This is a genomic window from Anthropogastromicrobium aceti (assembly GCF_020687335.1).
Classification (GTDB): domain Bacteria; phylum Bacillota; class Clostridia; order Lachnospirales; family Lachnospiraceae; genus Anthropogastromicrobium; species Anthropogastromicrobium aceti.
Genome location: NZ_JAJEQN010000094.1, coordinates 1 through 1680 on the forward strand (window position 1 = coordinate 1; position 1680 = coordinate 1680).

Below are 1680 nucleotides of genomic sequence, written 5' to 3' on the forward strand. Positions count from 1 at the left end.
GGTGAATTGGTAAATTGACTTCCAGTTTGCAAAAGTAAATACCTGTTCTTAAAAGTTCTTGCAAGACTAAATTCCGGTATATAAAGAATTCTCTGATTTAACGGAATTTACGATTCCAAACTGGAACTTACAAAACCAAATAGATTGAACCAGTTGCTGGAGCATGATAAGATAATCTCAGATCAAGCTCCACGCTGAGAAAAGGCGCACTTTAAGCGGAGGTCGAATTCATCTTTCTTTTTTTGCAAGATTAAATTCCACCTCTGTAACAGTGGTTATGAATCCGGATGGCAATCCGATCAGCTTATTTTTTCAGCAGATATGGTGTGAGATTGATCTCATTAGCGGGGATTACCTTGATGCCGAGCTTAGCTAAGGTATCCGCACCGTAAAGGAAGCTGAACAACTGGTTTGCAGACTGGTCGTTCAGCTTTTTTCTTGTATAGGAATTGATATGACTCATTAAAAGAGACACATCTTCCTGGGTTAAGTTATCAAACGATGTTTTCTTTGGTAACACGCGTCGGATCATTTCGTGGCATACTTCGCAGCCTCCTTTCTGGTCAGAACGCTGAGGGTCACAGTAGAACACTCTAGTCCTACGCTCATTGTTCCCATTGAATTCAATGCCCAGAGGGTCTGTAAACTCGCTTCCGCGGTCGGTTATAATCACGGGGAATAATTCAGTGAATTTCTCATGCCCTAGGAGAACATAAAGCTGGTTGAATATATCTGTTACTGAACGTGCTGTATTCACATCGCGAAGGAATGCCAGCATGAGGTTACAGTTCTGAAAAAAGATGGTCAGAAATACTTTACCGCCTTTTCTTCCTTCAACGGAATCTATCTCAACGACAGAAACATCTGGATTGGCAGCCATATATTCCTGAAAATCCTCATAGGTACGGCCAATGTGACATTTCTTGTCCACCCTTACTGGCTTCTTCTTTTTTCTGATACGATAACGAACTTTACGTGGAAGATCACAGTTGCAGACAGAAAGAAGACCAGCATCGATATAGTTATAGATTGTCTTTTCATCCAACATGATCAGATCAACGTTATTGACGCAGATCTGGTGAATAGACTGCCCCTGCTTGATCAAAGGCGAGATGATGCCATCAATCCTTTTTAATTCTTCAGAACTGATGGCGAATCCCTGCCGGCTTTCGCTGCGGACAGCTTCATATTCATTCTGAGCATACTTAGCCTCATAAAGATGGCGTCTTAATTTACAACCATGCCTGGTATCGCACCCATTACAAACATATGGAGGTTTTTTAATCTTCAAGCAAACCTGTTCCTCAAAATCAGGACAGTGAGTATAGCAAGGTGGATCACATTTCTTACAATCTTGTCCCCAGCGTTTCTGACAGGGTTTGCAGATGTCACCGTAATGCTTACATATATGTCTGTTGGCACATGGGTTGTAAGTACTTTTTTCTACAATCTTGTAATGGTTGCGGACTTCCTTGGAAATCGTAGAAGGATCTTTTCTTATAATTTCTCCGATTTCTTTGAACTTGAGATTATCACGAAGTGATACTTCAATTGTCTGTCTTTCATCAAATGTCAGATGTGCATTCTTTGCCATAATAGTTTCTCCTTTGGTAGGATACCATCCGGAAATCTGCTGAAAGTATGATTATAACAGAAGGGGCGTTGCCCCTTACCCCCCCC

At 41.3% G+C, this 1680-nt stretch carries 1 protein-coding gene; it reads right to left on the minus strand.

All coding sequences use genetic code 11. The features are described from left to right. Positions 1–304: 304 nt before the first annotated feature. Positions 305–1594, minus strand: coding sequence for an IS30 family transposase (locus LKD48_RS16370; protein WP_227102629.1), 1290 nt, complete (start codon positions 1592–1594; stop codon positions 305–307). Between the last annotated feature and the right edge of the window lie 86 nt (positions 1595–1680).

Excerpts from the sequence above, each read along its gene's own strand:
- LKD48_RS16370 (WP_227102629.1), bottom strand. The coding sequence starts at position 1,594 with ATGGCAAAGAATGCACATCTGACATTTGATGAAAGACAGACAATTGAA.